The following is a 25,430-nucleotide window of genomic DNA, read 5'->3' as shown; positions in this document are numbered from 1 at the left end:
ATAAAGGCGACCAGTGGCCGCCTTTATTTACGTTTGTTACTGACTTGTAAAGATTATTTACCTTGTTCAGCCAGCCCGTCCAGGTAGCGTTCTGCGTCCAGCGCGGCCATACAACCGGTGCCCGCAGAGGTGATCGCCTGACGATAAATATGGTCCATCACGTCACCAGCTGCGAAGACACCCGGAACGCTGGTCTGGGTGGCGTTGCCGTGAATGCCAGACTGCACTTTAATGTAGCCGTTCTCCAGCTCCAGCTGACCTTCAAAGATAGCCGTGTTCGGGCTGTGACCGATTGCCACAAACAGGCCTGCCACTTCCAGCGTTTCGACGTTATCGGTGTTCTGGGTATCACGGATACGCAGCCCCGCGACGCCCATCTGATCGCCAGTTACTTCTTCCAGCGTACGGTTGGTATGCAGCACAATGTTACCTCTCGCCACTTTGTCCATCAGGCGTTTGATCAGGATCTTCTCCGCGCGGAAGGTGTCGCGACGGTGGATCAGGTGTACTTCTGAGGCAATATTTGCCAGATACAGCGCTTCTTCCACAGCGGTGTTGCCGCCGCCGATCACCGCAACTTTCTGGTTGCGATAGAAGAAACCGTCGCAGGTCGCGCAGGCTGACACGCCGCGGCCTTTGAACGCTTCTTCAGACGGCAGACCGAGATAGCGGGCAGAGGCGCCGGTGGCGATGATCAGCGCATCGCAGGTGTATTCGCCGCTGTCACCCGTCAGGCGGAACGGACGGTTCTGCAAATCCACTTTATTGATGTGGTCGAACAGGATTTCGGTTTCGAATTTGGCGGCATGCTCGTGCATGCGCTCCATCAGCAGCGGCCCGGTCAGGTCGTTCGGGTCGCCCGGCCAGTTTTCCACTTCCGTGGTGGTGGTCAACTGACCGCCTTTTTCCATCCCGGTGATCAGTACCGGTTGCAGGTTAGCGCGTGCAGCATAGACCGCTGCGGTATAACCCGCAGGTCCAGATCCAAGGATTAGCAGCTTACTGTGTTTGGTCGTGCCCATGAGATCCCCATTGTTGTTGGCAGGCAATGGGCTGGATTGTAGGGAATTTGTTGCCGTAAAAAAAGAGCACGGCAGTTTTGCTTCCGATATATGCAATAGACGCGCCCTATGGGTCAGAGGCGGTCACATCACGTCTGCTACTGAAAACAGCGCGTTTATAAGGCAATAAAATGAGGATTAATACCCCTCCGTAATGAATATCCGGCATCTTGTACTAAAAATCGATGTTTTGCTTTGACAATCCCCTGCGCTTTTGCGAAAACATTCAAGGAAGAAAAAAAGACGCACGAACTGCATGCCGCATAGACATGCACGGAAATGCCATTTTTACCGGGTCAGTGAAATCTACGCATGGTGTGGACAGACGCCATACGTGATGTCTGTGACTGCTTTCGGGCAACGGTCTTCTTACCGCAGAACCCGAATCCACATCGCGTCTAATACATAACCAGGCGATGTGATGAATAACGGGTACAGGCTCTGAACAGTGATGTGCATAGGGTCCAGGCAGGAGTAGGGAAGGAATACAGAGAGACAATAATAATGGTAGATAGCAAGAAGCGCCCTGGCAAAGATCTCGACCGTATCGATCGTAACATTCTTAATGAATTGCAAAAGGATGGGCGTATTTCCAACGTCGAGCTTTCAAAACGTGTGGGACTTTCCCCGACGCCGTGCCTTGAGCGTGTGCGTCGACTGGAAAGACAGGGTTTTATTCAGGGCTATACGGCTCTGCTGAACCCGCATTATCTGGATGCCTCACTTCTGGTATTTGTTGAGATTACTCTGAATCGTGGTGCACCAGATGTGTTTGAGCAATTTAACGCCGCTGTACAAAAACTTGAAGAAATTCAAGAGTGTCATCTGGTTTCCGGTGATTTTGACTACCTGTTAAAAACCCGTGTGCCTGATATGTCCGCCTACCGTAAGCTGCTGGGGGAAACCCTGCTGCGTCTGCCAGGCGTGAACGACACCCGTACTTATGTGGTGATGGAAGAGGTCAAACAGAGCAATCGTCTGGTTATTAAGACGCGCTAACACGGAACAGGTGCAAAATCAGTGTAGTTTGATTACACTCCTGTTAATCCATACAGCAACAGTGCCGGGGGAGTCCCGGCGCTGTTGTCCGTTTTAGCACACAGGCAGGACATGCCTGATACCTGGAGAGCCTTTCTTGAGCCAGGAATACACTGAAGACAAAGAAGTCACATTATCTAAGCTAAGCAGCGGACGTCGTCTCCTTGAGGCGTTACTGATTGTTATTGCCCTTTTTGCCGTCTGGCTGATGGCTGCCTTACTCAGTTTCAACCCCTCAGATCCCAGCTGGTCGCAAACCGCATGGCATGAGCCTATCCATAATTTGGGTGGCGTTCCCGGCGCCTGGCTTGCGGACACGCTCTTCTTCATTTTCGGTGTGATGGCCTATACCCTTCCTGTCATCATTATTGGCGGATGCTGGTTTGCCTGGCGTCATCGACAGAACGACGACTACATCGATTATTTTGCCGTTTCGCTGCGCCTGATTGGCGCCCTGGCGCTGATCCTCACCTCCTGCGGACTGGCGGCGATCAATGCCGATGACATCTGGTATTTCGCCTCCGGCGGTGTGATTGGCAGCCTGTTGAGCTCCGCGCTGCAACCGATGCTTCACAGCAGCGGCGGCACGCTGGCGCTGCTCTGCATCTGGGCGGCGGGCCTGACGCTGTTTACCGGCTGGTCCTGGGTGAGCATTGCCGAAAAAATCGGCAGCTTTATTCTGACTCTGCTGACGTTTGCCAGCAATCGTACCCGTCGTGATGATACGTGGGTCGATGAAGACGAATATGAAGATGAATACGAAGAGGAAGACGAGGCACCTGTACAGCGCCGTGAATCCCGCCGTGCCCGTATTCTGCGCGGTGCTCTGGCACGCCGCCAGCGCGTTGCTGAAAAATTCGCTAACCCGTTAGGCCGTAAAACGGATGCCGCGCTTTTCTCCGGCAAACGTATGGATGAAGACGAGCAGATTGAGTATCGCGGTGCGGCCGTCGATCCTGATGATGTGTTGTTCTCTGGTCATCGAGCTACGCCGGGTGAGTATGACGAATACGATCCGCTGTTGCATGGTCATTCCGTGACTGAACCGGTAGCCGCTGCTGCTGCCGCAACGACGGCTGCGCAGGCCCATGTTGCGCCTGTTGAAGCCGTGATGCCGTCCTCGCCTGTTCCGGCACCGGAGTCCGCGATCCAGCAACCGCAGGTGGACTGGCAGACTGCGCCAGGCGTCCATACGCCTGAACCGACCATTGCGCCGGAGCCTGAAAGCTATATTCCTGTGCAGCAGGAACAGTGTCAGCAATCGTATCATCCCTCTGAGCCTGCCAGCGAGCCGCAACAGCCGTATCAGGCTTATACGCCCGAACCCGCTGTGCCTGAACAGCCATATGTTGCGCCGGTGTCTGAACCCGAAGTGGTGGAGGAAGCGAAGCCATCCCGTCCGCCATTGTACTATTTTGAAGAAGTGGAAGAGCGCCGTGCCCGTGAGCGCGAGCAGCTTGCCGCCTGGTATCAGCCCGTGCCTGAGCCGGTGCAGGAGCCTGTTGTAAAAGCGCCTTCTGCGAGCGTTGCACCTGTAGACCCAGCGCCAGCCGTTGCGTCAGGAGCAGAAACCGTGAAGCAGGCAACGGCAGCCGCTGCCGCGTCCGCTCCGCTATTCAGCCCGGCAACCGACGGTGCGCCGCGTCCTCAGGTGAAAGAGGGCATTGGTCCACAATTGCCGCGCCCTAATCGCGTGCGCGTACCTACGCGCCGGGAGCTGGCCTCTTATGGCATTAAACTGCCTTCTCAGCGTATGGCGGAAGAGAAAGCGCGTGGTTCTGACTACGAAGATGATGCCGACGAACTGCATCAGGATGAGCTGGCGCGTCAGTTTGCTGCCCAACAGACTCAACGCTACGGGAATGAGTACCAACACGATGTTCATTCTCAGCAGGATGAAGATGATGCTGCCGAAGCGGAATTAGCGCGTCAGTTTGCCGCCACGCAGCAGCAACGTTATTCCGGTGAGCAGCCTTCGGGGGCAAACCCGTTCTCGCTCTCGGATTTTGAATTTTCACCGATGAAAGATCTGGTGGATGACGGTCCGAGCGAACCGCTGTTCACGCCGAGCGTGATGCCGGAAGCGGAACCGGTGCGTCAGGCGCCAGCGCCGCAGGTTAATACGCAGCCACCACAGCCAGCGCCGCAGGCTTATGCGCAGCCGCATACACCGCCGGCCCAACCGCCGCATCCGCAGCCGCAGTTCCAGCAGCCAGCACCACAGCCGCAGGAAAGCCTGATTCACCCGCTGCTGATGCGTAACGGAGACAGCCGTCCGCTGCAACGACCAAGTACGCCGCTGCCGTCGCTGGATCTGTTAACGCCGCCGCCAGCGGAAGTCGAGCCGGTGGATACCTTTGCCCTTGAACAGATGGCCCGTCTGGTGGAAGCGCGTCTGGCTGACTTCCGTATTAAAGCGGACGTGGTGAACTACTCACCTGGCCCGGTGATCACCCGTTTCGAACTGAATCTGGCGCCAGGCGTAAAAGCGGCACGTATTTCTAACCTGTCCCGTGACCTGGCGCGTTCTCTGTCGACCGTGGCGGTACGCGTGGTGGAGGTGATCCCAGGTAAGCCTTACGTTGGCCTTGAGCTGCCAAACAAGAAACGCCAGACCGTTTATCTGCGTGAAGTTCTGGATAACACCAAATTCCGCGACAACCCGTCCCCGCTGACCGTGGTGCTGGGTAAAGATATCGCCGGCGATCCGGTGGTTGCCGATCTCGCGAAGATGCCGCATCTGCTGGTTGCGGGTACCACCGGCTCCGGTAAATCAGTCGGGGTGAACGCCATGATCCTCAGTATGCTCTACAAAGCGCAGCCTGAAGATGTGCGTTTCATCATGATCGACCCGAAAATGCTTGAACTGTCCGTCTACGAAGGCATTCCGCACTTGTTAACGGAAGTGGTGACCGACATGAAGGACGCCGCCAACGCATTGCGCTGGAGCGTCAATGAAATGGAGCGTCGCTACAAGCTGATGTCGGCGCTGGGCGTGCGTAACCTGGCCGGTTATAACGAGAAAATCGCCGAGGCGGCGCGTATGGGCCGTCCGATTCCGGACCCATACTGGAAGCCGGGTGACAGCATGGATGCCCAGCATCCGGTGCTGGAAAAACTGCCTTACATCGTGGTGCTGGTGGATGAATTTGCCGACCTGATGATGACCGTTGGTAAGAAAGTGGAAGAGCTGATTGCGCGTCTGGCACAGAAAGCGCGTGCGGCGGGCATCCACCTGGTACTGGCAACGCAGCGTCCGTCCGTAGACGTTATCACCGGTCTTATTAAGGCAAACATCCCGACCCGTATCGCATTTACCGTGTCGAGTAAAATTGACTCGCGTACTATCCTTGACCAGGGCGGTGCAGAGTCGCTGCTGGGAATGGGTGATATGCTCTATTCCGGCCCGAACTCCACCTCGCCGGTGCGTGTCCACGGTGCGTTTGTTCGCGACCAGGAAGTGCATGCGGTGGTACAGGACTGGAAAGCGCGCGGGCGGCCGCAATACGTTGACGGCATCACCTCCGACAGTGAAAGCGAAGGTGGCGGCGGTGGTTTTGACGGCGGCGAAGAACTGGATCCGTTATTTGACCAGGCGGTTAATTTCGTCACCGAAAAACGTAAGGCGTCCATCTCCGGCGTCCAGCGCCAGTTCCGTATCGGCTACAACCGCGCGGCGCGTATTATCGAGCAGATGGAAGCCCAGGGTATTGTGAGCGAACAGGGGCATAACGGTAACCGAGAGGTGCTGGCACCACCGCCTTTTGATTAACCTTCAGCGATTGCAAAGAAGGGTAAATCAGCAAAAATTAAGCATATTCTTCTGTCGCCTGCCTTCGGGCAGGTCCAGAATAGAAGCGGAACCCCCATATCGGGAAGACGTATTTTAAGGAATAACAATGAAAAAAATCGCCATCGCCTGTGCATTACTCTCCAGTTTTGTTGCCAGCAGCGTCTGGGCTGATGCAGCCAGCGACCTTAAAAGCCGACTGGATAAAGTGAGCAGCTTCCACGCCAGCTTCACGCAAAAAGTGACTGACGGCAGCGGCAACGCGGTGCAGGAAGGTCAGGGGGATTTGTGGGTGAAACGCCCGAATCTCTTTAACTGGCACATGACCCAGCCTGATGAAAGCGTGCTGGTGTCCGATGGGAAAACCTTGTGGTTCTACAACCCGTTTGTTGAGCAGGCAACCGCCACCTGGCTGAAAGACGCGACCAGCAATACGCCGTTTATGCTCATTGCCCGTAACCAGTCCAGCGACTGGCAGCAGTACAACATCAAACAAAACGGTGATGAGTTCGTCCTGACGCCAAAAGGCAGCAACGGTAATCTGAAGCAGTTCACGATTAACGTGAGCAGCAACGGTACCATCAATCAGTTCGGCGCGGTTGAGCAGGACGATCAGCGCAGTAGCTATCAGCTTAAGTCTCAGCAAAACGGCGCTGTAGATGCTTCGAAATTCACCTTTACCCCGCCGCAGGGCGTAACGGTGGACGACCAACGTAATAAGTAAGAGGCATGAGTGAGCAACCTGTCGCTCGATTTTTCAGATAATGCGTTTCAACCTCTGGCCGCCCGTATGCGGCCAGAAAATTTAGCGCAGTACATCGGCCAGCAACACCTGCTGGCTGCGGGGAAACCCTTGCCGCGCGCTATTGAGGCGGGGCATCTGCACTCCATGATCCTCTGGGGGCCACCCGGCACCGGCAAAACCACCCTCGCTGAAGTGATCGCCCGCTATGCTAACGCGGACGTTGAGCGCATCTCGGCGGTTACCTCCGGCGTGAAGGAGATCCGCGAGGCGATCGAGCGCGCACGGCAAAACCGTAATGCCGGGCGCCGCACCATTCTGTTTGTTGATGAAGTCCACCGTTTCAACAAGAGCCAGCAGGATGCGTTTCTGCCGCACATTGAAGACGGCACGATTTTCTTCATCGGCGCAACCACGGAAAACCCGTCGTTTGAACTCAACTCCGCGCTGCTTTCCCGCGCCCGCGTTTACCTGCTTAAATCCCTGACCACAGAGGATATCGAAAAGGTTCTGACCCAGGCGATGGAGGACAAAGCGCGGGGTTACGGCGGACAGGATATCGTTCTGCCGGACGAGACGCGTCGTGCGATCGCTGAACTGGTCAACGGCGATGCGCGTCGGGCACTGAATACGCTGGAAATGATGGCCGATATGGCCGAAGTGGACGATGCGGGCAAGCGCGTATTGAAGTCTGAACTGCTCACCGAAATTGCCGGTGAACGCAGTGCGCGCTTCGATAATAAAGGCGACCGTTTCTACGACCTTATCTCTGCGTTACATAAATCCGTGCGCGGCAGCGCGCCGGATGCGGCACTCTACTGGTATGCGCGTATCATTACCGCCGGTGGCGATCCGTTATATGTCGCGCGTCGCTGCCTGGCCATTGCGTCAGAAGATGTCGGTAATGCCGATCCACGCGCCATGCAGGTCGCTATTTCCGCCTGGGACTGCTTTACCCGCGTCGGACCCGCGGAAGGTGAGCGTGCCATTGCGCAGGCAATTGTCTATCTGGCCTGCGCGCCGAAAAGCAATGCAGTGTATACCGCCTTTAAAGCGGCGATGTCGGATGCACGTGAACGTCCGGATTACGACGTTCCGGTACACCTTCGCAATGCCCCTACAAAGCTGATGAAAGAAATGGGTTACGGGCAGGAGTATCGCTACGCCCATGATGAACCCAATGCCTACGCCGCCGGGGAGGAGTATTTCCCGCAGGAGATGGCACAAACCCGCTATTATCACCCTACAAACAGAGGTCTTGAGGGTAAGATTGGCGAAAAGCTCGCCTGGCTTGCCGGACAGGATCAAAATAGCCCTATAAAACGCTACCGTTAGTTCAATCGTTGCGGTAATGTTGGCAATATATCTCTGTGGCCGCAGGCTGTGGTCACTTTTTCCTTTTTTAATTCGATAAGCACAGGATAAGCATGCTCGATCCCAATCTGCTGCGTAATGAGCCAGACGCAGTCGCTGAAAAACTGGCACGCCGGGGCTTTAAGCTGGATGTAGATAAGCTGCGCGCTCTTGAAGAGCGTCGTAAAGTTTTGCAGGTACAAACTGAAAATCTGCAAGCAGAGCGTAATTCTCGATCGAAATCCATTGGCCAGGCGAAAGCGCGCGGGGAAGATATTGAGCCATTACGCCTGGAAGTGAACAAACTGGGTGAAGAGCTGGATCAGGCGAAAGCTGAACTGGACGTTCTTCAGGCTGAAATTCGCGATATTGCTCTGGCGATCCCGAACATTCCTGACGACAGCGTGCCTGTCGGCAAAGACGAAAACGACAACGTTGAAGTGAAACGCTGGGGTACGCCTCGCGAGTTTGACTTCGAAGTGCGCGATCACGTGACGCTGGGCGAAATGCACGCGGGCCTGGACTTTGCGGCAGCGGTTAAGCTGACCGGTTCTCGCTTCGTGGTAATGAAAGGGCAAATTGCTCACCTGCACCGCGCGCTGGCGCAGTTCATGCTGGATCTGCACACCGAGCAGCACGGCTACAGCGAAACCTACGTTCCGTATCTGGTTAACCACGATACGCTGTACGGTACAGGCCAGCTGCCGAAATTTGCCGGCGATCTGTTCCATACCCGTCCGCTGGACGAGGAAGCTGACAGCAGCAACTACGCGCTGATCCCAACTGCGGAAGTGCCGCTGACCAACCTCGTGCGTGATGAGATCATCGACGAAGACGATCTGCCAATCAAACTGACTGCGCACTCTCCATGTTTCCGTTCTGAAGCCGGTTCTTACGGTCGCGATACGCGCGGTCTGATCCGTATGCACCAGTTCGATAAAGTTGAGATGGTGCAGATCGTTCGTCCGGAAGAGTCTATGGACGCGCTGGAAGAGATGACCGGCCACGCGGAAAAAGTGCTGGAGCTGCTGGGTCTACCATACCGTCGTATGGCGCTGTGCACCGGCGACATGGGCTTCGGTGCCTGCAAAACCTTCGACCTTGAAGTCTGGGTGCCTGCGCAGAACACCTACCGTGAAATCTCCTCCTGCTCCAACGTCTGGGATTTCCAGGCGCGTCGTATGCAGGCGCGTTGCCGCAGCAAATCTGACAAGAAAACCCGTCTGGTTCATACCCTGAACGGTTCTGGTCTGGCAGTAGGCCGTACGCTGGTTGCTGTGATGGAAAACTACCAGCAGGCTGACGGGCGCATTGAGATCCCTGAAGTGCTGCGCCCTTACATGAAAGGCCAGCAGTTCATCGGATAATTATTTGCTCTAAGACAAAAAAGCGCCTCAGGGCGCTTTTTTTATGCCTCTGATTTGATACGAAGCAATAACCCCTCCCTCTAAAGTAGTAATACTCCTCCGAACGAAAGTCAGCATAAAACACCAATAACGTTGTAATTCGTTATAAATAAAACTACATAGCGGTTTGCGCCGCCTCTCTTTTCTTTGTGAGCAACCAAAGTGAGTCTTTATGAAAATCAAAGCGCCTGAAGCGTTAATGGCTGCCGAGGTCACTCGCCGTGGGTTGATGAAAACCACGGCAATAGGTGGTCTGGCGGTTGCCAGCAGCGCCTTTACGCTCCCCTTTACCCGACTGGCGTCGGCGGCGGAGGCTCTGTCTCCCGCTTCAGCCCCGGAAAAAGTGGTGTGGAGTGCCTGTACCGTTAACTGCGGTAGCCGCTGCCCACTGCGTATGCACGTGGTGGACGGTGAAATCAAATATGTCGAAACCGACAATACCGGCGATGATAACTACGAAGGGTTACATCAGGTTCGTGCCTGTCTGCGTGGTCGCTCAATGCGCCGTCGCGTATATAACCCGGATCGTCTGAAATACCCAATGAAGCGCGTCGGTAAGCGTGGGGAAGGGAAGTTCGAGCGCATTAGCTGGGACGAAGCCTACGATATTATCGCGACCAACATGCAGCGCCTGATCAAAGAGTACGGCAACGAATCTATCTACCTCAACTACGGCACCGGGACGCTTGGCGGCACCATGACCCGTTCCTGGCCGCCGGGTAAAACGCTGGTAGCGCGCCTGATGAACTGCTGCGGCGGCTATCTCAACCATTACGGCGACTACTCTTCCGCACAGATTGCCGCGGGCCTGAACTACACCTACGGCGGCTGGGCAGACGGCAACAGCCCGTCGGATATCGAGAACAGTAAACTGGTGGTGTTGTTCGGCAACAACCCGGGCGAAACGCGCATGAGCGGCGGTGGGGTAACCTATTACCTTGAGCAGGCGCGCGCCAAATCCAACGCACGAATGATCATCGTCGATCCGCGCTACACCGATACCGGCGCAGGGCGTGAAGACGAGTGGATCCCCATCCGCCCTGGTACCGACGCGGCGCTGGTCAATGCGCTGGCGTATGTAATGATTACTGAAAACCTCGTCGACCAGCCGTTCCTGGATAAATACTGCGTCGGTTACGACGAGAAGACGCTGCCAGCCAGCGCACCGGCTAACGGGCACTATAAAGCCTATATTCTTGGCCAGGGCAGCGACGGCGTGGCGAAAACCCCAGAGTGGGCATCCACTATCACCGGCATTCCTGTCGAACGTATTGTTCAGCTGGCACGTGAAATTGGTTCAACCAAACCGGCTTATATCAGCCAGGGCTGGGGACCTCAGCGCCACGCGAATGGCGAAATTGCCACCCGCGCTATTTCTATGCTCTCGATTCTGACTGGCAACGTCGGTATTCACGGCGGTAATAGCGGGGCGCGTGAAGGCTCGTATGAAGTACCGTTTGAACGTATGCCAACGCTGGATAACCCGGTTCAGACCAGCATCTCCATGTTTATGTGGACAGACGCGATCGAGCGCGGCCCGGAAATGACTGCGCTGCGCGACGGTGTTCGGGGCAAAGATAAGCTGGACGTGCCGATCAAAATGATCTGGAACTATGCCGGTAACTGCCTGATCAACCAGCACTCTGAGATCAACCGCACCCATGAAATTTTGCAGGACGACAAGAAGTGCGAAATGATTGTGGTGATCGACTGCCACATGACCTCATCGGCAAAGTATGCCGATATTCTGCTCCCAGACTGCACCGCGTCTGAGCAGATGGATTTCGCGCTGGATGCCTCCTGCGGCAACATGTCCTATGTGATCTTCACTGACCAGGCCATCAAACCGCGCTTCGAGTGCAAAACCATCTATGAGATGACTTCCGAGCTGGCGAAACGTCTTGGCGTTGAGCAGCAGTTCACTGAAGGACGTACTCAGGAAGGGTGGATGCGCCATCTGCACGAGCTTTCCCGCAAAGCCATTCCTGACCTGCCGGACTTCGATACCTTCCGCAAGCAGGGCATGTACAAGCAGCGCGATCCGGAAGGGCATCACGTGGCGTATAAAGCCTTCCGCGACGATCCGCAGGCCAATCCGCTGACCACGCCGTCGGGCAAAATCGAGATCTACTCCGAAGAGCTGGCAAAAATTGCCGCAACGTGGGAATTGCCGGAAGGGGACGTTATCGATCCGCTGCCGATTTATACGCCAGGCTTCGAAAACTACAACGATCCGCTGACGGAGAAATTCCCGCTTCAGTTGACTGGTTTCCACTACAAAGCGCGTGTTCACTCCACCTACGGCAACGTTGACGTACTGAAAGCGGCCTGCCGACAGGAGATGTGGATCAACCCGATGGATGCGAAAGCGCGCGGCATTAGTAATGGCGATCGCGTACGTATCTTCAACGGACGTGGTGAAGTGCATATCGAAGCTAAAGTGACTCCGCGTATGATGCCTGGCGTTGTCGCGCTGGGGGAAGGGGCCTGGTATAACCCGGATGCGAACCGTATCGATCAGGCGGGCTGCATCAACGTTCTCACTACGCAGCGTCCATCGCCGCTGGCGAAGGGCAACCCATCCCACACAAACCTCGTTCAGGTTGAAAAGGCGTAAGGAGTAACCGATGACAACCCAGTATGGATTTTTTATTGATTCCAGCCGCTGCACCGGGTGCAAAACCTGCGAGCTGGCCTGCAAGGATTACAAAGATCTGACCCCGGACGTTAGCTTCCGTCGTATTTATGAATACGCGGGCGGCGACTGGCAGGAGGATAACGGCGTCTGGCATCAGAATGTCTTCGCCTATTACCTGTCGATTGCCTGCAACCACTGCGAAGATCCGGCCTGCACCAAGGTCTGCCCGAGCGGGGCAATGCACAAGCGCGACGACGGTTTTGTGGTGGTGGACGAGGATGTCTGCATCGGCTGTCGCTACTGCCACATGGCCTGCCCGTACGGCGCGCCGCAGTACAATGCCGCCAAAGGCCACATGACCAAGTGCGACGGCTGCCACAGCCGGGTGGCGGACGGCAAAAAGCCCATCTGCGTCGAATCCTGCCCGCTGCGCGCGCTGGACTTTGGCCCGATTGAGGAGCTGCGCAAAAAACACGGCCAGCTTGCTGCCGTCGCGCCGCTGCCGTCTGCGCACTTCACAAAGCCGAGTATTGTGATTAAACCTAACGCCAACAGCCGTCCGACGGGGGACACCACCGGCTACCTGGCAAACCCGAAGGAGGTGTGAGATGGGAAGTGGATGGCATGAATGGCCGCTGATGATCTTCACGGTCTTTGGGCAGTGCGTGGCGGGCGGGTTTATCGTTCTTGCGCTGGCGCTGTTAAAAGGGAACCTCAATACTGAACAGCAGCAGCGTTTAGTGTTAAGCATGTTTGGCCTGTGGGTGTTGATGGGCATTGGGTTTATCGCCTCTACGCTGCACCTGGGCTCACCGATGCGCGCGTTTAACTCCCTGAACCGCGTAGGTGCCTCTTCGCTGAGTAACGAGATTGCCAGCGGCGCAATCTTCTTTGCCGTTGGCGGGCTGGGGTGGTTACTGGCAGCGGTGAAAAAGCTGCCGTCAGGGTTACGCGCGTTGTGGCTCATCGTCACTATGGTACTGGGCGTTGTCTTCGTCTGGATGATGGTCAGGGTGTACAACACAATTGATACGGTTCCAACCTGGTACAGCGTCTGGACGCCGATGAGCTTCTTCCTGACCATGTTTATTGGCGGGCCCCTGCTGGGTTATCTGCTGCTGCGCGTGGCTGGCATTAATGGTTGGGCGATGCGCCTGCTGCCCGCGGTCTCGCTGCTGGCGCTGGTAATCAGTACCGTTGTCGCGCTCATGCAGGGAGCGGAGCTGGCGACCATTCACAGCTCTATCCAGCAGGCTTCGGCGCTGGTGCCGGATTACGGTTCGCTGATGGCCTGGCGTGTGGTGCTGCTGACGGCTGCGCTGGTGTGCTGGATTGCCCCTCAGCTTAAAGGTTACTCGCCTGCGCTGCCGTTACTGTCCCTGGCCTTTGTACTGGTGCTGGCAGGGGAGTTAATTGGTCGCGGCGTATTTTATGGTCTGCATATGACGGTCGGTCTGGCTATCGCCAGCTAATTTTAGATTTTGTTATAAAAAGCCGGGACATAGCGCCCGGCTTTTCTTTTTTCATTCATGAAATTTTTCGACTGATGTTTCGTTGTAAAAATTCCCGGAAATAAATAAAAACAAATAGATAATTAATATCAGTAGCGGGCTTTGCATTAGCAGGATGAGTTTTTTAAATCGACAAGGCGCATAACGTGCGTGACGCCTGAATCGGTGGATTGACTTTGTTTTTGCCAGTGGCATGATGCGCACGAAATCTGAACTTCCTCACGGTTTTTAATCCATGACCACCTATACCCGCCCGGTGCTTTTGTTGCTCTGTGGCCTGCTTTTGCTGACCCTGGCGATCGCGGTGTTAAACACACTCGTCCCGCTATGGCTCGCCCATGAAAACTTACCGACCTGGCAGGTGGGTATGGTTAGCTCGTCCTTTTTTACGGGCAATCTGCTGGGCACCTTATTAACGGGCAGCCTTATTAAGCGCTTTGGTTTTAACCGCAGTTATTATCTGGCGTCGCTGATCTTTGCCGTCGGCTGCGCCGGTTTAGGCCTTATGGTCGGCTTCTGGAGCTGGATGGTCTGGCGCTTTATTGCGGGCGTCGGCTGCGCCATGATCTGGGTGGTGGTTGAAAGTGCGCTGATGTGCAGCGGCACGTCCCGTAATCGCGGGCGTCTGCTGGCGGCCTATATGATGGTTTACTACGTCGGTACCGTTCTGGGACAGCTGATGGTCAGCAAACTGCCAACCGACCTGATGAGCGTGCTGCCGTGGGTGACGGGCATGGTGCTGGCGGCGATCCTGCCGCTGCTCTTTACCCGTATTGTGAATCAAAACAGCGAACATCAGGAAGCCACCCACGTCTGGCCGATGCTGAGACTGCGCCAGGCGCGTCTGGGGGTTAACGGCTGCATTATTTCCGGGATTGTGCTGGGCTCGCTCTATGGCCTGATGCCGCTCTATCTTAACCATCAGGGCGTCAGTGATTCCGGGATCGGTTTCTGGATGGCGGTGATGGTCAGCGCGGGGATTGTCGGCCAGTGGCCGATTGGCCGCCTGGCGGACCGCTTTGGTCGTCTGCTGGTGCTGCGCGTTCAGGTCTTCGTGGTCATCATGGGCTGTCTCGCCATGCTCAGCAACGCCGCGATGGCGCCCGCGCTGTTCATTCTGGGGGCTGCGGGCTTTACGCTCTATCCGGTCGCGATGGCGTGGGCCTGTGAGAAAGTTGAGCATCACCAGCTGGTGGCGATGAACCAGGCTTTATTGCTGAGTTACACTATCGGCAGTTTACTGGGGCCGACTTTTACCGCTATGCTCATGCAAAATTATTCTGATAATCTGCTGTTTATTATGATCGCCAGCGTGTCGTTTATTTATCTGCTAATGCTGCTGCGCAAAGTGGGCGAACATCCAACGCCAGTGGCCCATGCCTGATTTATTAAAAGCCTGTCGATGACAGGCTTTTTTGTCCCTGTCACATATAAGACTTTTACTGATTGTGAGTTTTTACTGCCTGGCGATAATTCCAATGAGTTCTCCCACTAAAAGGCAGCCATCATGTCTACTCGTCGTTTTTCCACTACCGCACTTGCCGTAGTGTTGGCTTTAACGTTTGCAACGGCTCCGGCCATGGCTAATCCTGGTAACGGGAATGGCGGTGGTCACGGAAACGGTGGCGGACAAGGTAATAGCGGCAATCATGGTAACGGGAACTCTGGTAACCATGGTAATAAGCACAATAACGGTCAGGATAACCCTGGGAAATCGGATAAGAGCTTTAAAAACAGCAAAGATGTCGGTAATGATGTGGATGCTCGCGTAAGCTTCGATCATGCCCGCCATCTGGCCCTGAATTACGGCTTAACGGGCTACGACTCTCTGCCTCCGGGTATTGCGAAAAACCTGGCGCGCGGTAAGCCACTGCCTCCGGGCATTGCGAAGAAAACCGTGCCAGCCGATATGCTGGGTCAGCTTCCTTCCTATCCGGGCTATGAATGGCGCGTGGTAGGTGACGACCTGGTCTTAATTGCGCTGAGTACAGCGATTGTGACTTCCGTTATTAACGGCGTCTTTAAATAGAATATAAAAAGGCCCGGTTTTCACCGGGCCTTTTCGTTAATACATGACCTTGTGGCCATACTGCTCAAGAATACCTTTGACGCGCTCCATCGTCTCTTTTTTCGGCGGCTTCACGCCATCGAGCTTGTACTCTTCACCCATCGCCACCCATTTATGTTTACCCAGCTCGTGATAGGGCAGGAGTTCGATTTTCTCCACGTTACCCATATCCCGGGTAAATTCACCCAGACGATGTGCAGAGTCATCATCATCTGACCAGCCCGGCACCACCACGTAGCGGATCCAGGTCTTGACGCCTTTGTTGGCAATGTATTTGGCAAATTCCAGGGTACGGTGGTTCGAGACGCCAACCAGATTCTGGTGGATCTCATCGTTCATCTGCTTGAGATCGAGCATGACCAGATCGGTCACTTCAAGCAGTTCATCAATAACTGGATCGTAACGGCGCACAAAGCCGTTGGTGTCGAGGCAGGTATGAATGCCTTCTTTGTGGCAGGCGCGGAACCAGTCGCGCACAAATTCAGCCTGAAGAATGGCTTCACCGCCGGATGCCGTCACGCCACCGCCGGACGCGTTCATAAAGTGGCGATAGGTCACCACCTCTTTCATCAGATCTTCTACGGTGACTTCTTTACCTCCATGGCTGTCCCAGGTGTCACGGTTATGGCAGTACAGGCAGCGCATCAGGCAGCCCTGGAAGAAAGTGATAAAGCGGATCCCCGGGCCATCGACGGTGCCACAGGATTCAAAGGAGTGAATACGACCAATAATTGACATTGCGGTGATATCTCCGAATTTGGCCCATCCGGGGGCCTATGTAGATGCACAGCTCAAAGGCTATGTCGAGTCTGTTTTGGCTGTTATCCATTAAGTATAGATAGCGGACAAAAGAGACTGATGAAGCGAGGGTGTTAAAAAGGCCCCACTTGCGTGGAGCCTTTATTGTACGCTTTTTAACGCGTGATTTCAGTCAATTCCACTTACATGGACTGAGTGAAAGTACGGGTAATAACGTCCTGCTGCTGTTCTTTCGTCAGGGAGTTAAAACGTACTGCGTAGCCAGATACGCGGATGGTCAGCTGAGGATATTTCTCAGGGTGTTCCATCGCATCGAGCAGCATTTCACGGTTCATCACGTTCACGTTCAGGTGCTGACCACCTTCGATGGACGCTTCGTGGTGGAAGTAACCATCCATCAGACCCGCGAGGTTAGTTTTACGCACTTCGTCGTCTTTACCCAGCGCGTTTGGCACGATAGAGAAGGTGTAAGAGATACCATCTTTCGCGTAAGCAAACGGCAGTTTAGCAACGGAGGTCAGAGAGGCAACCGCACCTTTCTGGTCACGACCGTGCATTGGGTTAGCACCTGGGCCGAATGGCGCGCCAGCACGACGACCGTCTGGGGTGTTACCGGTTTTCTTACCATACACAACGTTAGAGGTGATGGTCAGAACAGACTGAGTCGGGATAGCGTTACGATAGGTAGTGAGTTTCTGAATTTTCTTCATGAAACGTTCTACCAGGTCAACCGCCATGTCATCAACGCGAGCGTCATTGTTACCAAACTGCGGATATTCGCCTTCGATTTCGAAGTCGATAGCCAGACCATCTTCGTCACGAATTGGTTTAACTTTCGCATATTTGATTGCAGACAGGGAGTCAGCCGCAACGGACAGACCTGCGATACCACATGCCATGGTGCGAATGACGTCACGGTCATGCAGCGCCATCAGAGAGGCTTCGTAGCTGTACTTGTCGTGCATGTAGTGGATAACATTCAGCGCGGTCACGTACTGTTTAGCCAGCCAGTCCATGAAGTGATCCATGCGATCCATGACTTCGTCATAGTTCAGCACGTCGCCTTTGATCGGTTCAGACTTAGGACCAACCTGCATTTTCAGTTTTTCATCAACGCCGCCGTTGATTGCGTACAGCATGGTTTTCGCCAGGTTTGCACGCGCACCGAAGAACTGCATTTGCTTACCAACAACCATTGGACTTACGCAGCAAGCGATAGCGTAGTCATCGTTGTTGAAGTCAGGACGCATCAGGTCATCGTTCTCATATTGCAGAGAGGAGGTGTCGATGGACACTTTAGCGGCGAATTTCTTGAAGTTCAGAGGCAGTTTTTCAGACCACAGAACGGTGATGTTCGGCTCCGGAGAAGGACCCATGGTGTACAGGGTGTTCAGGAAACGGAAGCTGTTTTTGGTTACCAGAGTACGGCCATCTACGCCCATACCGCCGATAGATTCGGTTGCCCAGATTGGGTCACCAGAGAACAGCTCATCATATTCTGGGGTACGCAGGAAGCGAACCATACGCAGTTTCATGACCAGGTGGTCAATCATTTCCTGAGCGTCTTGTTCGGTGATTTTGCCTGCTTTCAGGTCACGTTCGATGTACGCATCCAGGAAGGTGGATACGCGGCCGAAGGACATTGCTGCACCGTTCTGAGACTTAACTGCGGCCAGGTAGCCGAAGTAGGTCCACTGGATAGCTTCCTGAGCGTTGGTAGCAGGACCAGAGATATCGCAGCCGTATTTAGCCGCCATCTCTTTGATCTGACCCAGCGCACGGTGCTGTTCAGCGATCTCTTCACGCAGACGGATAGTCGCTTCCAGGTTTACGCCGTTTTCCAGGTCAGACTGGAGAGAGACGAACTGCGCGTATTTGTCTTTCATCAGGAAGTCGATACCGTACAGCGCAACGCGACGGTAGTCACCGATGATACGGCCACGGCCATAGGCATCTGGCAGACCGGTCAGAACGCCAGATTTACGGCAGTTCAGAATGTCTTTGGTGTAAACATCGAATACGCCCTGGTTATGGGTTTTGCGGTATTCGGTGAAGATTTTTTTCAGCATTGGGTCCAGCTCGCGATTATACGCTTTGCAGGAACCTTCAACCATTTTGATACCACCGAACGGGATGATTGCGCGTTTCAGTGGTGCTTCAGTTTGCAGACCAACAATTTTCTCAAGGGCTTTATTGATGTAGCCAGCATCGTGAGAAGTGATGGTAGAAGCAACGGAGGTGTCAAAATCAACTGGCGCGTGAGTGCGGTTTTCCAGTTTAACGCCTTCCATTACGCTGTCCCACAGCTTGGTGGTTGCGTCAGTCGCACCAGCCAGGAAGGATTCGTCACCTTCATACGGGGTATAGTTTTTCTGAATAAAGTCACGGACGTTGACTTCATTCTGCCAGTCACCTTTCGTAAAACCTTCCCAGGCTGTGGCTAACTTTTCATTAAGCTCGGACATGTAACACCTACCTTCTTAAGTGGATTTTTTATTTACTGCCTGAGACAACCATTAATGATGATCGCCGCCACGCAGGTAAATGACCCAGTATGTCAACCCAACTAACAGACCCCCACCGATAATGTTCCCGATAGTGACGGGGATCAGGTTATCAGTAATGAAGTTCATAATCGTCAGGTGTGAAAAACTTTCCGGGGTTGAACCTACAGCAGTCCAGAACTCCGGGCTTGCAAAGTTGCGGATAACAATCCCCATCGGGATCATGAACATATTCGCAATACTGTGCTCAAAGCCGCTGGCAACAAACATCGCAACCGGCAGAACCATAATCATGGCTTTATCCATCAGGCTACGACCAGAGTAGCTCATCCAGACCGCCAGGCAGACCATCAGGTTTGCGAGGATGCCGAGAGCAACGGCTTCGATAAATGTATGGTGCATTTTGTGGTCGGCGGTTTGCAGGACGTTAAGCCCCCAGCCGCCGTTGGCGGTCATATACTCGCCAGAGAGCCACATCAACAGAACAAAGAGCAGACAGCCAATCAGGTTGCCAACGTAAACGTTGAGCCAGTTGCGCCCCAGTTGACCCCAGGTAATTCTTCCGCTGGCTTTTGCCACAACAATCAGCACCGTTGAGGTGAAGAGGTCGGCGCCGCAGATGACGCAGAGAATCAGGCCCAGTGAGAAGCAAATACCACCAATCAGTTTCGCTATGCCGAAAGGCATACCGGCAGTGCCGGTGGTGGCTGTGATATAGAAGACGAAAGCGATGGAGATGAACACCCCAGCCGTAATGGCCAGAAAGAACGTCGTCATCGGATGTTTCGTGGCTTTGTAGACACCCGCTTCTTCGGCAACTTTCGCCATCGCAGCGGGGAGTAATAGATCAAAAGGGTTGTCAGCTTTCACACTAACTCTCTCTTTATTAAGTCGGCGACGAGATACTAACAAAGCATTATAGAAGAGAAATTGATATAGATCATATCTCGCCTGGCTTATAGGCCCGCAGTGTGTATCGTTTTACAGCAAAAGCGGAGTAAGTATTTGATTATCCGTATAAAAATAAATTTTAAAAGTTATGAAAAGAGTTGAATTTTTTCCTTCAGCCTCCCATGGAACAGTTAATTAAAATGGAGTATTTATTATAATTAGTAACAGTAAAGCTCAGGTAAGCGTTTTTATATTTACCCGTGGTTAACTTAATTATTACAATTAAACGTCATTGCGGAAAAATAAAAAAAAGGGGCAATGAAATTGCCCCGTAATATAGCTCAGGCGATTGAATACGCCTACAGCCATTAATGTTATATGCGCTTATTTTGACCAGTAAGCGGCTTTTGCCTTCTGCAATTTTTCATACGCATTCAGCAGTGACTGATGCGCCGGGAAGGCTTTCAGATCGCTGTCAACCGCTTGCAGGCCGTAGAATGGTTCTTCACCGCTCAGCGCCGCGCTGGCAGCTTCAACGGCATCCGCACCGTACATGCGCACAAAGGCGTTCAGATACTGCAATGGCTCGCGGTCGTCTTCCTGAGAAAGCAGGAGCAGCGTTTGCAGGCAACGGTAATAATTAGTGCGCTCGGCGGAGAAGACGGACTGGTTAAACTCCATCGTCCACTCGGTCCAGGCCAAAGCCTGATCCAGATCGCCGCCCGCCAGCGCCAGCATCGCTTTCAGCTCGCCGATGCGCAGGGTGTACCAGCCGTTATCTTTTCCGGTCGCCAGACCCAGCAGTTCGCGTACGCGGGTGAAATCATCGTGACCTTCTTCGTCCAGCTGGGCGATCAGGTTCAGATAATCTTCTTTATCCCACTCGCTGCCTGGCAGGGCCAGCAGGGTTTCACGCAGATGCGCGCCCATGCTGTTGTTTGCCAGCCACAGATCTTCTGCCGGATAAATGTCCGACATACCTGGCACAATAATACGGCACGCGTAAACGCCGAGATGTTCATAGTCGGCAATGTAGACTTCCTGATCTTCCGCGTGGAAGATCGCCATCAGGGTGGCGAACTCTTCTTCCGTCGTACCGGCAAAGCTCCAGTCCACGAACGGATAGTCCGCGTCCTGTTTGAACATATCCCAGGAGATCAAACCGCTGGAGTCGATGAAGTGCGTTTCGAGGTTGGTGTGCTCGGCGACCTCTTCGTCATCAAAGGTCGGCGGCGTAAACACGTCGAGATCTTTCAGGCTACGACCTTGCAGCAGTTCGGTCACGGTACGCTCCAGCGCCACGCCGAAGTCAGGGTGCGCGCCGAAGGAGGCGAAGCAGGTGCCGTTGGCCGGGTTGAACAGCACTACGCAGATAACCGGATATTTGCCGCCCAGAGAGCCGTCATAAGCAAAGATTGGGAAACCTTCTGCTTCCAGTTTGGCGATGGATTCCACCACGCCCGGGTAGCGCGCCAGCACGTCAGCCGGGATCTCCGGCAGGCTGATGGATTCAGCAATAATGCGGTTTTTGATGTGACGCTCGAAAACTTCAGACAACCCCTGCACGCGCGCTTCGTTGCGGGTATTACCGGCAGACATGCCGTTGGACACATACAGGTTGCCGACGATGTTCATCGGGATATAAACGGTCTGCTCGTCAGACTGACGGGTGAACGGCAGGGTGCAGATCCCACGATCCTCATTGCCGGATTGCAGGTCGATCAGCATGCTGCCGGTCAGCTCGTTTTCCGGATCGTAGAACGCGCGCAGGCGGGCATCGAGAATGCCTTCCGGCAGTTCATCGTTTTCGGTCAGCGGGAACCATTTTTCGTTCGGGTAGTGAACGAACGGACCGTTGGCGATAGTTTCGCCCAGCCAGAAGTCGGCGAAGAAGTAGTTGGTGGACAGACGCTCAAAATACTCACCCAGCGCAGAGGCCAGCGCCGCTTTTTTGGTCGCGCCTTTACCGTTGGTAAAGCACAGCGCACAGTCTTTGTCGCGAATATGCACGGACCAGACGTGAGGCACCGGATTCAGCCAGGAGGCTTCTTCGATATTAAAGCCCAGGTCGGTCAGTTTCTGCTGGAAGCGAGCGATGGAATCTTCCAGAGCGGCGTCTTTGCCGGGGATAAACGTTTGAGTCATGGCGTTCACTTTTATCGTACGTAAAGCGCGCAATGATACGGGTTTTGCGTGACGGGTGCTATCTCCGGCGAAAATAAATGGCTGGGCTATGCTTATAAGCAGTAACCTACTGTTAAGGCATAGAAAAATGAAAGCATTTGATCTCCAGCGGATGGCGTTTGATAAAGTCCCGCCTGAGTTTTTAGGCGAAGTGGCGTTGCGTAGCCTTTACACCTTTGTACTCGTCTTCCTGTTTCTGAAAATCACCGGACGTCGCGGCGTGCGGCAGATGTCGCTGTTTGAAGTACTGATTATCCTGACGCTGGGGTCGGCGGCGGGGGATGTTGCCTTTTATGACGATGTGCCTATGGTGCCGGTCTTTATCGTCTTTGTGACGCTTGCACTGCTGTACCGGCTGGTCATGTGGCTGATGTCGAAAAGTGAGAAACTTGAAGATCTGCTCGAAGGGAAGCCGGTGGTGATTGTCGAAGATGGTCAACTGGCCTGGGAGAATGTGCAAAGCGCCAATATGACGGAGTTTGAGTTCTTTATGGAACTCCGTCTGAGCAGTGTTGAGCAACTGGGGCAGGTGCGTCTGGCGATTATGGAAACGAATGGTCAAATCAGCGTTTATTACTATCCCGACGATGAGGTGAAGCCCGGTCTGTGCATCCTGCCGGATATGCTCATCGAGCGATACAAAACTGTACCTGAAGCGGGGGAGTATGCCTGCATAAAATGTAGTCATGTGGTGGTCATGCAGGCGGGCGATCATCAATTATGCCCCCGCTGTACGAATCCAGAATGGACGAAGGTTAGCCGGGCTAAACGCATCACCTGACAGCGATTTTGTCGGTTTTGTGACAACGGTACGGCAGATTGTATTGTGTGACGAGTGACACATTTCTTCGGCCATCAGTTTTAGACATTGCGGCGCGTGTCACTGAATGATAAAACCGATATCCACAGTTATAACTTATGGCTTTTAGCGTGGTGAGGGGAAATGGCTCAAGTCTTTAATTTCAGTTCAGGTCCGGCAATGTTACCGACAGATGTGCTCAAACAGGCTCAACAGGAGCTGTGTGACTGGAACGGTCTGGGTACGTCGGTGATGGAAGTCAGCCACCGGGGTAAAGCGTTTATTCAGGTGGCGGAAGAGGCAGAAAAGGATTTTCGCGATCTGCTGAATATTCCCTCGAACTACAAAGTATTGTTCTGTCACGGCGGTGGACGCGGCCAGTTTGCGGGTATCCCGCTCAATCTGCTGGGCGACAAAACCACCGCTGATTACGTTGATGCGGGCTACTGGGCGGCCAGTGCGGTAAAAGAAGCGCATAAATATTGCACGCCGAATGTCATCGATGCCAAAGTGACCGTTGACGGTCTGCGCGCCGTGAAGCCGATGAGTGAGTGGCAGCTTTCTGACAACGCCGCGTATCTTCACTACTGCCCGAACGAAACCATCGACGGTATTGCCATTCACGAAGAGCCAGACTTTGGCGAAAATGTCATTGTGACGGCGGACCTCTCTTCAACCATTCTGTCCACCCCGCTGGATGTCAGCCGCTACGGCGTCATCTACGCGGGTGCCCAGAAAAACATCGGTCCTGCGGGCCTGACAATCGTTATCGTGCGTGAAGACCTGCTGGGGAAAGCCCATAAGTCTTGCCCGTCAATTCTGGATTACACTGTCCTGAACGACAACGATTCCATGTTCAACACCCCACCAACGTTTGCCTGGTATCTCTCCGGCCTGGTCTTCAAATGGCTGAAGCAAAAAGGCGGTGTGGCGCAGATGGATAAGATCAATCAGCAAAAGGCTGAACTGCTGTACGGCGTGATCGACAAGAGCGATTTCTACCGTAACGATGTCGCCAAAACTAACCGTTCGCGCATGAACGTGCCGTTCCAGCTGGCGGACAGCAACCTGGATAACGTGTTCCTGGAAGAGTCCTTCGCGGCGGGTCTGCATGCGCTGAAAGGCCATCGTGTGGTAGGCGGGATGCGCGCCTCTATCTATAACGCCATGCCGCTGGAAGGCGTTAAAGCCCTGACTGATTTCATGATCGACTTCGAACGTCGTCACGGTTAATTGGCTGTTTTTCACCCCCGCAGCGTTCCTGCGGGGTTTTTATTATGTTGAGTTGAGAGTTGAGTTTCATGGAATCCCTGACGTTACAACCTATCGCGCGGGTAGATGGCACCATTAATCTGCCTGGTTCAAAAAGTGTCTCGAACCGCGCTCTGCTGCTGGCAGCTCTGGCAAACGGCACCACCGTCCTCACTAATCTGCTGGACAGCGATGACGTGCGCCATATGCTCAATGCACTGAAAGCGTTGGGCGTTCAGTACGCGCTGTCTGACGATCGTACCCGTTGTGAAGTCACTGGTAACGGCGGCGCGTTACATTCTGCTGAAGCGCTGGAGCTTTTCCTGGGTAACGCCGGTACCGCGATGCGTCCTCTGGCCGCTGCGCTGTGTCTGGGGAGTAACGATATTGTGCTGACCGGTGAGCCGCGAATGAAAGAGCGTCCGATCGGCCATCTGGTGGATGCCCTGCGCCAGGGCGGCGCGCAGATTGATTATCTTGAGCAGGAAAATTACCCGCCCCTGCGTCTGCGCGGGGGATTCACTGGCGGCAATGTTGAGGTTGACGGTAGCGTTTCCAGTCAGTTCCTGACTGCGCTGCTGATGACCGCACCGCTGGCACCACAGGACACCGTTATCAGCATTAAAGGCGACCTGGTTTCTAAGCCGTACATTGATATCACCCTGCACCTGATGAACACCTTTGGTGTTGAGGTGGAAAACCAGTCTTATCAGCGCTTCGTGGTGCGCGGAGCGCAGCAGTATCAGTCCCCGGGCCACTACCTGGTTGAAGGCGATGCTTCCTCCGCCTCCTATTTCCTTGCCGCAGGTGCGATTAAAGGCGGTACGGTAAAAGTGACGGGCATTGGCCGCAACAGCGTGCAGGGCGATATCCGTTTTGCTGACGTACTGGAAAAAATGGGCGCGGTGGTGACCTGGGGCGATGACTTCATCTCCTGTACCCACGGTGAGCTGAACGCCATTGATATGGATATGAACCATATTCCGGATGCGGCGATGACCATTGCTACCGCTGCGCTGTTTGCGAAAGGCACCACCACGCTGCGAAACATTTACAACTGGCGTGTGAAAGAGACGGACCGCCTGTTCGCGATGGCAACCGAGCTGCGTAAAGTGGGGGCCGAGGTAGAAGAGGGCGAAGACTACATTCGCGTCACGCCGCCGGCAAAACTGCAATTTGCAGAAATTGGCACCTACAACGATCACCGCATGGCGATGTGTTTCTCGCTGGTGGCGTTGTCAGATACGCCAGTCACTATCCTTGATCCGAAGTGTACGGCAAAAACGTTCCCGGACTACTTCGAACAGCTGACGCGCATTAGCACCCTGGCCTGATGATCGTATGCCGCATCACCTGATGCGGCATTTCCTTACGCTTTCTGACACTCATCCTCTTTCATTTCTTCTACACTCTGCTTCAATCATTCCGTAATTTG

The 25,430-nt window shown here is 54.2% G+C and carries 18 protein-coding genes; 13 read left to right on the top strand and 5 right to left on the bottom strand.

What is annotated here, in order from left to right; all coding sequences use genetic code 11:
- Positions 1–53 precede the first annotated feature (53 nt).
- Positions 54–1,022 (bottom strand): thioredoxin-disulfide reductase, encoded by a 969-nt coding sequence (gene trxB / locus ACOTX1_RS04070; RefSeq protein ID WP_023315745.1) that lies wholly within the window; start codon positions 1,020–1,022, stop codon positions 54–56.
- Positions 1,023–1,565: 543 nt separating this feature from the next.
- Between trxB and lrp the strand changes: the two genes are divergently transcribed.
- The 10 genes from lrp to ACOTX1_RS04020 all read left to right on the top strand — a co-directional run bounded on the left by lrp (position 1,566) and on the right by ACOTX1_RS04020 (position 15,568).
- Complete coding sequence (lrp, locus tag ACOTX1_RS04065) at positions 1,566–2,060, top strand: leucine-responsive transcriptional regulator Lrp (protein ID WP_000228469.1); 495 nt, start codon at positions 1,566–1,568, stop codon at positions 2,058–2,060.
- Between the two features lie 136 nt (positions 2,061–2,196).
- Positions 2,197–5,871: a DNA translocase FtsK 4TM domain-containing protein gene (locus ACOTX1_RS04060; RefSeq protein ID WP_023315746.1), complete on the top strand. Its 3,675-nt coding sequence runs from the start codon at positions 2,197–2,199 to the stop codon at positions 5,869–5,871.
- A 127-nt stretch (positions 5,872–5,998) separates the two neighbouring features.
- Positions 5,999–6,613 carry an outer membrane lipoprotein chaperone LolA gene (gene lolA, locus ACOTX1_RS04055; protein ID WP_003858270.1) on the top strand — a complete coding sequence of 205 codons (615 nt, stop codon included), beginning with the start codon at positions 5,999–6,001 and terminating at the stop codon, positions 6,611–6,613.
- Positions 6,614–6,622: 9 nt separating this feature from the next.
- Positions 6,623–7,966 carry a replication-associated recombination protein RarA gene (gene rarA / locus ACOTX1_RS04050; protein ID WP_023315747.1) on the top strand — a complete coding sequence of 448 codons (1,344 nt, stop codon included), beginning with the start codon at positions 6,623–6,625 and terminating at the stop codon, positions 7,964–7,966.
- A 92-nt stretch (positions 7,967–8,058) separates the two neighbouring features.
- A complete protein-coding gene (serS, locus tag ACOTX1_RS04045) occupies positions 8,059–9,351 on the top strand; it encodes a serine--tRNA ligase (protein ID WP_112012303.1) in 1,293 nt (430 codons plus the stop codon).
- Between the two features lie 211 nt (positions 9,352–9,562).
- The gene (gene dmsA / locus ACOTX1_RS04040) at positions 9,563–12,007 is read left to right on the top strand and encodes a dimethylsulfoxide reductase subunit A (protein WP_022650720.1); all 2,445 of its coding nucleotides are present in this window, start codon (positions 9,563–9,565) and stop codon (positions 12,005–12,007) included.
- 10 nt (positions 12,008–12,017) lie between these two features.
- Positions 12,018–12,635 carry a DMSO/selenate family reductase complex B subunit gene (locus ACOTX1_RS04035; RefSeq protein ID WP_017384545.1) on the top strand — a complete coding sequence of 206 codons (618 nt, stop codon included), beginning with the start codon at positions 12,018–12,020 and terminating at the stop codon, positions 12,633–12,635.
- A gap of 1 nt (position 12,636) precedes the next feature.
- Complete coding sequence (locus tag ACOTX1_RS04030; RefSeq protein WP_003858256.1) at positions 12,637–13,500, top strand: dimethyl sulfoxide reductase anchor subunit family protein; 864 nt, start codon at positions 12,637–12,639, stop codon at positions 13,498–13,500.
- Positions 13,501–13,774: 274 nt separating this feature from the next.
- Complete coding sequence (locus ACOTX1_RS04025) at positions 13,775–14,923, top strand: MFS transporter (protein ID WP_003858254.1); 1,149 nt, start codon at positions 13,775–13,777, stop codon at positions 14,921–14,923.
- Positions 14,924–15,046: 123 nt separating this feature from the next.
- Positions 15,047–15,568 (top strand): anti-virulence regulator CigR family protein, encoded by a 522-nt coding sequence (locus ACOTX1_RS04020; protein ID WP_022650721.1) that lies wholly within the window; start codon positions 15,047–15,049, stop codon positions 15,566–15,568.
- Positions 15,569–15,604: 36 nt separating this feature from the next.
- Here the strand turns inward: ACOTX1_RS04020 and pflA are convergent, their stop codons facing one another.
- The 4 genes from pflA to ycaO form a co-directional block, all read right to left on the bottom strand.
- The gene (gene pflA / locus ACOTX1_RS04015) at positions 15,605–16,345 is read right to left on the bottom strand and encodes a pyruvate formate lyase 1-activating protein (RefSeq protein WP_023315749.1); all 741 of its coding nucleotides are present in this window, start codon (positions 16,343–16,345) and stop codon (positions 15,605–15,607) included.
- Between the two features lie 203 nt (positions 16,346–16,548).
- Positions 16,549–18,831: a formate C-acetyltransferase gene (pflB, locus tag ACOTX1_RS04010; protein WP_023315750.1), complete on the bottom strand. Its 2,283-nt coding sequence runs from the start codon at positions 18,829–18,831 to the stop codon at positions 16,549–16,551.
- A gap of 51 nt (positions 18,832–18,882) precedes the next feature.
- Positions 18,883–19,740, bottom strand: a complete 858-nt coding sequence (focA, locus tag ACOTX1_RS04005; protein ID WP_017384832.1) for a formate transporter FocA — start codon at positions 19,738–19,740, stop codon at positions 18,883–18,885.
- Positions 19,741–20,145: 405 nt separating this feature from the next.
- Positions 20,146–21,906 (bottom strand): 30S ribosomal protein S12 methylthiotransferase accessory factor YcaO, encoded by a 1,761-nt coding sequence (gene ycaO, locus ACOTX1_RS04000; protein WP_023315751.1) that lies wholly within the window; start codon positions 21,904–21,906, stop codon positions 20,146–20,148.
- 127 nt (positions 21,907–22,033) lie between these two features.
- On the opposite strand from ycaO, the gene ACOTX1_RS03995 reads away from it, so the two are divergent.
- The 3 genes from ACOTX1_RS03995 (at position 22,034) to aroA (ending at position 25,329) form a co-directional block, all read left to right on the top strand.
- Positions 22,034–22,726, top strand: coding sequence for a DUF421 domain-containing protein (locus tag ACOTX1_RS03995; protein ID WP_003858241.1), 693 nt, complete (start codon positions 22,034–22,036; stop codon positions 22,724–22,726).
- A 162-nt stretch (positions 22,727–22,888) separates the two neighbouring features.
- Positions 22,889–23,977, top strand: a complete 1,089-nt coding sequence (gene serC, locus ACOTX1_RS03990; RefSeq protein ID WP_023315752.1) for a 3-phosphoserine/phosphohydroxythreonine transaminase — start codon at positions 22,889–22,891, stop codon at positions 23,975–23,977.
- Between the two features lie 68 nt (positions 23,978–24,045).
- Positions 24,046–25,329, top strand: a complete 1,284-nt coding sequence (gene aroA / locus ACOTX1_RS03985) for a 3-phosphoshikimate 1-carboxyvinyltransferase (protein WP_003858238.1) — start codon at positions 24,046–24,048, stop codon at positions 25,327–25,329.
- Positions 25,330–25,430 lie beyond the last annotated feature (101 nt).

Origin of the sequence: Enterobacter cloacae complex sp. IR5401 (assembly GCF_049238425.1) — a bacterium.
Lineage (GTDB): Bacteria > Pseudomonadota > Gammaproteobacteria > Enterobacterales > Enterobacteriaceae > Enterobacter > Enterobacter hormaechei_C.
The sequence above is the reverse complement of the archived record's forward strand: the minus strand, read 5'-3'. Positions and strand labels throughout refer to the sequence as shown.

What these genes read in the sequence shown, in the direction of transcription:
- ACOTX1_RS04020 (WP_022650721.1), top strand. Translation starts at nt 15,047, where the DNA reads ATGTCTACTCGTCGTTTTTCCACTACCGCACTTGCCGTAGTGTTGGCT.
- ACOTX1_RS04025 (WP_003858254.1), top strand. Translation starts at nt 13,775, where the DNA reads ATGACCACCTATACCCGCCCGGTGCTTTTGTTGCTCTGTGGCCTGCTT.
- lolA (WP_003858270.1), top strand. Translation starts at nt 5,999, where the DNA reads ATGAAAAAAATCGCCATCGCCTGTGCATTACTCTCCAGTTTTGTTGCC.
- serS (WP_112012303.1), top strand. Translation starts at nt 8,059, where the DNA reads ATGCTCGATCCCAATCTGCTGCGTAATGAGCCAGACGCAGTCGCTGAA.
- ACOTX1_RS04030 (WP_003858256.1), top strand. Translation starts at nt 12,637, where the DNA reads ATGGGAAGTGGATGGCATGAATGGCCGCTGATGATCTTCACGGTCTTT.
- lrp (WP_000228469.1), top strand. Translation starts at nt 1,566, where the DNA reads ATGGTAGATAGCAAGAAGCGCCCTGGCAAAGATCTCGACCGTATCGAT.
- aroA (WP_003858238.1), top strand. Translation starts at nt 24,046, where the DNA reads ATGGAATCCCTGACGTTACAACCTATCGCGCGGGTAGATGGCACCATT.
- ACOTX1_RS04035 (WP_017384545.1), top strand. Translation starts at nt 12,018, where the DNA reads ATGACAACCCAGTATGGATTTTTTATTGATTCCAGCCGCTGCACCGGG.
- dmsA (WP_022650720.1), top strand. Translation starts at nt 9,563, where the DNA reads ATGAAAATCAAAGCGCCTGAAGCGTTAATGGCTGCCGAGGTCACTCGC.
- pflA (WP_023315749.1), bottom strand. Translation starts at nt 16,345, where the DNA reads ATGTCAATTATTGGTCGTATTCACTCCTTTGAATCCTGTGGCACCGTC.
- trxB (WP_023315745.1), bottom strand. Translation starts at nt 1,022, where the DNA reads ATGGGCACGACCAAACACAGTAAGCTGCTAATCCTTGGATCTGGACCT.
- serC (WP_023315752.1), top strand. Translation starts at nt 22,889, where the DNA reads ATGGCTCAAGTCTTTAATTTCAGTTCAGGTCCGGCAATGTTACCGACA.
- ycaO (WP_023315751.1), bottom strand. Translation starts at nt 21,906, where the DNA reads ATGACTCAAACGTTTATCCCCGGCAAAGACGCCGCTCTGGAAGATTCC.
- ACOTX1_RS03995 (WP_003858241.1), top strand. Translation starts at nt 22,034, where the DNA reads ATGAAAGCATTTGATCTCCAGCGGATGGCGTTTGATAAAGTCCCGCCT.
- pflB (WP_023315750.1), bottom strand. Translation starts at nt 18,831, where the DNA reads ATGTCCGAGCTTAATGAAAAGTTAGCCACAGCCTGGGAAGGTTTTACG.